This window comes from Nonomuraea sp. 10N515B, assembly GCF_052245915.1.
Classification (GTDB): Bacteria; Actinomycetota; Actinomycetes; order Streptosporangiales; family Streptosporangiaceae; genus Nonomuraea.
Window position 1 is genome coordinate 25,613 of sequence record NZ_JBQQBQ010000087.1, and the last position, 6,463, is coordinate 32,075.

A 6,463-nucleotide genomic window follows, 5' to 3' on the forward strand; every position below is an offset into this window, starting at 1 on the left:
GCGGGGCGGCCGATCTCGCCGCGACTCCACGTGGTCAGGTGCGGGCCCGCCACAGCAAGTAGGCGAAGTACGGCGTGCCGTTCAGCGCCGTCACCAGCCCGGCGGGCACCTCCGCCGGCGCGATCACGGTACGGCCGAGCGTGTCGGCGAGCCTGACGAGCAGCCCACCGAGCAGCGCGGCCACCGGCAGCACCCGGGCATGGTGCGCACCGACCAGGGCCCGGGTGGCATGCGGAGCCACCAGGCCTCCGATCGGCACGTAACATCAGCCGCTGGCAGGACTCAGCCCAGTTCGCCTCCGAGACCCGCGCGCTTGATCCAACGTCCCCAACGAGGACTTGGCCCGGCGAGGGCGACGAGGCCGCCGTGCACCGCTGACCTCATGACCACACCCGCAGGTCGGCAAAGAGCTCCGGCGTCGTGATCACGATCATCTGGTGGCGGAGATCGTCACAGCACGCCGATAATGCCCTGATGATCCGTCAATGTCTGACCCTCCTCTCCCTGGCCTTCATCCTGGCGCCGATCACCGGTTGCGGACTGGCCAACATGGCCCTCGGCAGGTCCACGTTCACCGTGACGTCCGAGACCATGGAGCCGACGATCAAGAATGGCTCGCGTGTGTCGGCGCGGCGGACTGATGACGGTTACGTCCCGAGCCTCGGCGACATCGTCATTTACCGCGCACCGAGGGAGTGGTCCACCACTACATCTGACGGTACGTATGTCTCGCGGGTCATCGGCATACCCGGAGCGAGGGTGAAGTGCTGCGACGCCCAGGGCCGGCTGGAAGTGAACCGCAAGCCCCTGGACGAGCCCTACCTCGCCGAGCTTCCTGCGTCTGATCTGGATTTCGAGGTGTACGTGCCGCGAGACCGACTCTGGATCATGAGCGACAACCGCGGCGTCTCCCTCGATTCCCGTGCCCACACAGGCGACGCCGGCAACGGCACCATAGGAGTGTCGGACGTTGTCGGCGTGGTGGACGATGTGGCGAACTCATAGATTCAGGGCCGGCGGGTGGAGTTCGTCGCACGTCAGACGGCTTCTGGGGCGACCTCCACCGCCCGCCGGGACATGCGCCGCTCGCACCGAGGCGAACGGCGGCACCCCGCAGGCCTCGCCGGTCACCAGGATGTACTTGAAGAACATCCCGACGGGCAGCCCCGCCCACGACAGCGCCTCTCCGATCGCCACGAGCCGGAACAGACGAAGCTCCACCGGCTCGTGAAGGCCTCTGGCGTGACGGGCCGGCGACCGGATCCGACCGTGGCCGAGGACGTGATGAGGGAACTGCGCGGGGTGATGCGGGAGCCCGAGCAACTCGTGGACGAGGTGAAGGAGCTGTCCACGCACCGCGGGGCCCTCCTGAGCGCATAGATCCTGGCCGGGAATGCTACCGGCGAGCTCAACCGTCTCACGAAGCTGAGGGCGCAGGTTCCAGGAATCCTGGACGCCTTGGGCCGCGAACCCGTGCGCAGATCGCGATACTGCTACACCTCGGGGTCGGGTTCCAGCACCCGACGGGCACTCGTGGCCGAGCCGCCGTGCCGGGCCCGGCGGCCATGTCCCTTAGCCATGGAACTGCCCGACGACGCCACGGTGCCCGTGGTCAGCCCTGCGGCCAGTCCGCTCGGCGCTGTGGAACGCTCCCTACACAAAGCCACATGTGGGCGTCACGGGGGTCACCTTCGTCATGTACTGCGACAGTGCCGTAGTGGCTGGTCGTAGGGCGGGCCAGTCAGGACGGGAAGGTCGCATCGAGGGCGGCGCGGAGGTCGGCGATGAGATCGTCCGCGTCCTCCAAGCCGACGGACAGCCGCAGGTGCCCGAACATCCTGAAGGGTTCGGGGTAGTGTTCGCTGCCGCCGCGTCCGGTGGTGCCGACGTGGACAATCAGGGATTCGTCGTGGCCGAGGGACACGGCGGAGGTGATGATGCGCAGGCTGGCGACGAATCGGTTCTGCGCGTCGGGGCCACCGTTCACGGCGAAGGCCATCATGGCGCCGTATCCGGCCCCGTCGAATTGGCGGAGGGCGAGCTGGTGCTGGGGGTGCGAGGTCAGGCCCGGGTAGGCGACGAACGCCACCCGCGGGTCGGCCTCCAGGAACGCCGCTACCTTCTCGGCCGAGGCGAAGTGCTGCCGCAGCCGCAGCGGCAGAGTGACGGACCCGCGCATGATCAGCCATGCGTTGAACGGCGAGATCACCCCACCGACCTCGACCATGGCCTCACCGCGGATCGGACCGACGAGATCGCCGGCCCCGATGACGACCCCGCCCATCGCGTCGCCGTGGCCGTTGATGTACTTCGTCAGCGAATGCACGACGAGATCGGCGCCATCGCGCAAGGGGCGGTAGAACGGCGGAGGGGTGAAGGTGGAATCGACCGACAGCAAGGCGCCGGCGGCATGCGCGATGTCGGCGAGCGCCGCGATGTCGGCGACCTTCGTCGTCGGATTGGCGATGGTCTCCGCGTGTACGAGCTTGGTGTTCGGGCGCATGGCGCGGCGGACGGCGTCGAGGTCGCCGACATCGACGAACGTCGCCTGAATGCCGTACTTCTCCGGAAGCAGTTCGCCGAAGAGCCGCCAGACGGCCTCGTACGTCACGTCAGAGACCACCACATGGTCACCCGACTTCAGATGGGTGAAGAACACGCCGTGCAGCGCGGCCACCCCCGTGGCGAAGACGACTGCGTCCTCGCCGCCCTCCAGTGCTGCGAGCTTCGTCTGGAGACGGACTTGGTTGGCGCCGGAGCTGCGGGTGTAGACCAGTCCGTCGGCCGAGGACCAGTCCATTGTGGACGGGTCGTCCGGCAGCAGGTACGAGTTGGCCATCACCAGCGGTGTCCGCACGGCACCGGTTCCCTCGTCGACGGTGTTGCCGGCGTGCACGGATTGGGTGGCGAACGCGAGGGTGGACGGGTCGTGCTTATCGGGTCGCGGGGTGTGCGACGGGTGGGGTGCTGTGCTCATGATCGGTGGTTCCTTTCGCCGCCGGCATCGCATTCATAGGGCAAGAAAAGGGGCACGTGTCCGGCACGCCGACCGGGGCGAGCAGTTCCGTCGTTGCGACCTTGAGCAGGTCGCCGTCACGCGCGGCGTGGAGGGTTTCCAGGACGAAGGCAACACGTGCGGAATCCTCGGAGACTCGGGTGCGGTGGGCGTCGCGGTGGTTCCAGTGGCGGGTCAGGACCCGGGTGGCGTCCGCGTAGATGATCTCGCCGGGCCTGGGTTCTCGACGGTGTCGGGTTCGCCGAGCGGGGTGAAGGACTCGCTGCCGTCGGCGTGGCGGATGACGACGTCGCCGGTGACGTGGTCGAGGTCGAAGGCGCCTGCGCGCGGGCGGGTGCGGCTATCAGGGCTTCCAGAGGCCGATTCGGTCCAGGCGGCGGCGCTGCTGGCGCGCGGTGGGGACGTCGAGACCCTGGCCGCGTGCGGTGAGGTGGTCGGCGACGGCAGTGCGGTGCTCGACAGATTTGTGGTCGTCGTATTTGAGCTTGGCCCGTACTTCTGTGACCTCTAGGCGCAGGCCGCGGATGCCCGGCAGCATCCGGCCGTAGGGCGGTTGGTCGACGGCGACGGGGGCGTGGTCGCCGTCGGCCTGGAAGTGGGCGAGCTGGCGGCGCAGCAGCTCGGCCTTGGCCTCGGGGTCGTCGACGATGCCGGCGCGGCAGGTGAACTGGACGGCCGTGTAGTAGCTGGTGGGGACGCCGTCGTGGGACGGGGTGCCGGCCTTGGCACGCCAGGGGCCGGGATGAAGGCGTAGTCGCCGATAACGGTGAAGACGACGTTAGGGTCGTGCTCGATCGCCTTCCAGACCGGGTTGGGGCGGGCGAGGTGGACCAGGAGGTGGTGTCCATCGCAGGTGAAGTGGGTCGGGACGGTGATGGGCGGGTGGCCGGGCAAGCCGTTGACGCTCAGCTGCCCGAAGTCGTGGCCTTCGGCGATCCAGGTCTGCCATTCGGCTTCGTCCAGGGCGGCGTCCCAGGGCTGGATGAGCATGCTGCTCTCCTTACGGTGTTCGGCGGGTGTGGTGGGCTGCGGGCCTGCTCAGGTCAGGGCGAGGAGGCTGACGGCGACGGCGGCGGTGCCCAGGCCGGCGAGCTGGCCGCGGTGGATGCGTTCGGCGAGCACGCCGCGGGCGAGCAGCACCGTGCCGGCCGGGTAGAGGGCAACGATCACGGCGACGACGGCGAGGTCCCCGCCGCGGGCGGCGAGCAGGAACAGCAGGTTCGCCACAGAGTCCAGCACACCCGCGGCTGCCGACATCGCGTACGCGGGCCGCTCGGAGCCGAGCTTGCGACGCATCAGCCCGGCCGCGGCCAGGGTGAGGGCCGAGGAGACCGCCCGGCCCACGATCAGCGGAGCCACCCCGCTGTCGGATGGCGCCTGGTGCAGAAAGATGAGCTGAAGGGCGATGGCGGCGCCCGCACCGGATGCCAGTAGCAGCGCGGCAGGTGAGGGGCGCGCCGAGCCCGCGCTGTGTCCGGCGCTGACCAGCACCACCGCCACCAGGGCGAGCGGCAGACCCACCAGCCCGGCGGCGGACAGGTGCTCGCCCTGCAGCAGACCCACACCGACGGGCAGCGCGGCGGACACCAGCGCGGTCATGGGCGACAGCACGTTCATCGGACCGATCGCGAGCGTGCGGTAGAGCAGGGTGAACGCGGCGGCCGAGGCGACTCCCGAGGCGGCACCCCAGGCGAGGGTCGCAGCGTTGAATGAGGCGCCGAGCAGCGGCCACAGCAGCACCTCGACCGCGAGGCTGGCCGGGGCGGCGATCATCACGGTACGCAGGACATGGGCTTTGCGGGCTCCGAGGCCGCCGAGGAAGTCGGCGCACCCGTAGGCGAGTGAGCTGCCCAGGGCCAGCAGCAGAGCGATCACAGCACATCCCTTACCATTTACTCGAACGACCAGAGAGTACAATATATTGACCGGGCATGGTTAATCAAACGACCGCACGGTGCATTGAAGTGGTCTATCGATGAGGACGGTGATCAGATGGCCGAGACGACCGCAGCCCTGCGGACGGTCGCGCACAACGTCAGGGCTGCCCGCACCCGCGCGGGCCTGTCCCTGGACGAACTCAGCCGGCGCGCCCAGGTCAGCAAGGGAGCTCTGGTGGCATTGGAGAAGGCCCAGGGCAACCCCAACCTGGCCACCCTGGTCCGGCTGGCCGACACCCTCGGCATTTCAGTGTCCGCCCTGATGCAGGGACCACCCGAAGGTCGCGTCCGCATCGTGACCGCCGACACCGTCGCACCCCTGTGGACCGGAGAACAGGGCAGCGAGGCCCGGCTCATGCTAACGACCTCAGGCCCGGCCCCTGTCGAGATCTGGCGCTGGCACCTGGAACCGGACGAGGAATACACCAGTCACCCCCACCAAGCCGGAGTCGTGGAAACCGTCAGCGTCACCTCCGGCCGGATGACCCTGATCATCGACGGCACCGAACACGCCCTTGAAGCCGGACAGACCGCTACGTTCAACGGCGACACCCCGCACACCTACCGAGGCTCGGGCACCGAAACCTGCAACATGATCATGACTGTCCACCTGCCGCCCGGTCCGGCTTCCACAACCTGACCTGCGCAGCGCACGCGCAGTGGCGTCGCGATGGCATCAGAGGACCAAGCACGCGGGGTCCAGTGGCAGCCACTGACTGCTCGCCGATCTTTGCTCGCGCCGGGAGAGGCGCGCCCTTTCAGTCGTGCGATCAATGCTCTGTCAGTGGGATGGCCGAGCGAGGGACCGCGACCGGTTGCGGCGTGGCCGCCATGCCGACGAGAGCTTCGCAAGTGGGGGAGCGCCCGTCAGTCATGGAGGCAGAGGGATGGGGCGGTCCACGACCGTCTCGTAGACCAGGTCGGTGGTGATGGAGCCGACACGGGCGAGTTCGGAGGTGATCTGCTCGAGGTCGCTCATGCCGGTGGCGACGATCTCCATCACGTAGCAAGACTCCCCCGTGACACGCAGACAGCGCACGATCTGCGGTTGGCCGGCCAGAGTGGCGGTGACCTTGTCGTACAGCGAACCGTGGACCTTCATGCGGACGATCGCGCGCAGGGTGTAGCCCAAGGCTTCGGGCTCGACGCGCGCCCGATAGTCCCCAATGACTCCGTGCTCCTCCAATGAGCGCAGGCGGGTCCGCGTGGCCGAGACACTGAGCTGGATGGACTCGGCGAGCTTGGCCAGGGTCGCGCGGCCGTCGGTCTGGATGGCGGCGATCAGGGCACGGTCCACGTCGTCCAGCAGACTGGCGGCTGGCGTGTTGGTCATTCGTGCAGGATCCCGCAGATTCTGCGCCGAGACCACCGATAGTCGATCGATTTGGTGTGTGACACCCCCATTCGAGATCCCTAGCGTTGATCTCATGACGACATGGACACCGTTCTTCTTCATTGATGTCTTCGCTGAGCGCCCGCTGACCGGTAACCCGCTGGCGCTGGTGCCGGA

9 protein-coding genes and 2 pseudogenes are annotated in these 6,463 nt (G+C 68.3%); 4 read left to right on the plus strand and 7 right to left on the minus strand.

What is annotated here, in order from left to right; translation table 11 throughout:
* Positions 1-34: 34 nt before the first annotated feature.
* Positions 35-241, minus strand: a complete 207-nt coding sequence (locus tag ACTWQA_RS53270) for an iron chelate uptake ABC transporter family permease subunit (RefSeq protein ID WP_443166475.1) — start codon at positions 239-241, stop codon at positions 35-37.
* Positions 242-420: 179 nt separating this feature from the next.
* On the opposite strand from ACTWQA_RS53270, the gene lepB reads away from it, so the two are divergent.
* The gene (gene lepB, locus ACTWQA_RS53275) at positions 421-1,005 is read left to right on the plus strand and encodes a signal peptidase I (protein ID WP_443166476.1); all 585 of its coding nucleotides are present in this window, start codon (positions 421-423) and stop codon (positions 1,003-1,005) included.
* On the opposite strand, the gene ACTWQA_RS53280 is transcribed toward lepB, so the two are convergent.
* The gene (locus ACTWQA_RS53280; protein ID WP_443166477.1) at positions 1,000-1,221 is read right to left on the minus strand and encodes a hypothetical protein; all 222 of its coding nucleotides are present in this window, start codon (positions 1,219-1,221) and stop codon (positions 1,000-1,002) included. The genes lepB and ACTWQA_RS53280 overlap by 6 nt on opposite strands.
* 21 nt (positions 1,222-1,242) lie before the next feature.
* On the opposite strand from ACTWQA_RS53280, the gene ACTWQA_RS53285 reads away from it, so the two are divergent.
* The gene (locus tag ACTWQA_RS53285) at positions 1,243-1,380 is read left to right on the plus strand and encodes a hypothetical protein (protein ID WP_443166478.1); all 138 of its coding nucleotides are present in this window, start codon (positions 1,243-1,245) and stop codon (positions 1,378-1,380) included.
* A 361-nt stretch (positions 1,381-1,741) separates the two neighbouring features.
* On the opposite strand, the gene ACTWQA_RS53290 is transcribed toward ACTWQA_RS53285, so the two are convergent.
* Complete coding sequence (locus tag ACTWQA_RS53290) at positions 1,742-2,977, minus strand: trans-sulfuration enzyme family protein (protein ID WP_443166479.1); 1,236 nt, start codon at positions 2,975-2,977, stop codon at positions 1,742-1,744.
* Between ACTWQA_RS53290 and ACTWQA_RS53295 the strand changes: the two genes are divergently transcribed.
* Entirely contained in the window at positions 2,976-3,527 is a 552-nt protein-coding gene (locus ACTWQA_RS53295) for a hypothetical protein (RefSeq protein WP_443166480.1), read from the plus strand. The genes ACTWQA_RS53290 and ACTWQA_RS53295 overlap by 2 nt on opposite strands.
* A 45-nt stretch (positions 3,528-3,572) precedes the next feature.
* Here ACTWQA_RS53295 and ACTWQA_RS53300 read toward each other — a convergent pair.
* From ACTWQA_RS53300 to ACTWQA_RS53310, 3 genes and pseudogenes are all read right to left on the minus strand, one after another.
* Positions 3,573-3,671: pseudogene (locus ACTWQA_RS53300) on the minus strand (FMN-binding negative transcriptional regulator); the annotation flags it as partial.
* A gap of 137 nt (positions 3,672-3,808) precedes the next feature.
* A pseudogene (locus ACTWQA_RS53305) lies at positions 3,809-4,006 on the minus strand (FMN-binding negative transcriptional regulator); the annotation flags it as partial.
* Positions 4,007-4,054: 48 nt separating this feature from the next.
* Positions 4,055-4,891, minus strand: coding sequence for an EamA family transporter (locus ACTWQA_RS53310; protein WP_443166481.1), 837 nt, complete (start codon positions 4,889-4,891; stop codon positions 4,055-4,057).
* A 117-nt stretch (positions 4,892-5,008) separates the two neighbouring features.
* On the opposite strand from ACTWQA_RS53310, the gene ACTWQA_RS53315 reads away from it, so the two are divergent.
* A complete protein-coding gene (locus ACTWQA_RS53315; protein WP_443166482.1) occupies positions 5,009-5,593 on the plus strand; it encodes a helix-turn-helix domain-containing protein in 585 nt (194 codons plus the stop codon).
* Between the two features lie 231 nt (positions 5,594-5,824).
* On the opposite strand, the gene ACTWQA_RS53320 is transcribed toward ACTWQA_RS53315, so the two are convergent.
* Positions 5,825-6,286, minus strand: a complete 462-nt coding sequence (locus tag ACTWQA_RS53320) for an Lrp/AsnC family transcriptional regulator (RefSeq protein WP_443166483.1) — start codon at positions 6,284-6,286, stop codon at positions 5,825-5,827.
* Positions 6,287-6,463: the final 177 nt, after the last annotated feature.

Bases quoted from the DNA above. Each gene is read 5' to 3' on its own strand.
- ACTWQA_RS53290 (WP_443166479.1), bottom strand. From the start codon at position 2,977: ATGAGCACAGCACCCCACCCGTCGCACACCCCGCGACCCGATAAGCAC.
- ACTWQA_RS53315 (WP_443166482.1), top strand. From the start codon at position 5,009: ATGGCCGAGACGACCGCAGCCCTGCGGACGGTCGCGCACAACGTCAGG.
- ACTWQA_RS53295 (WP_443166480.1), top strand. From the start codon at position 2,976: ATGATCGGTGGTTCCTTTCGCCGCCGGCATCGCATTCATAGGGCAAGA.
- ACTWQA_RS53320 (WP_443166483.1), bottom strand. From the start codon at position 6,286: ATGACCAACACGCCAGCCGCCAGTCTGCTGGACGACGTGGACCGTGCC.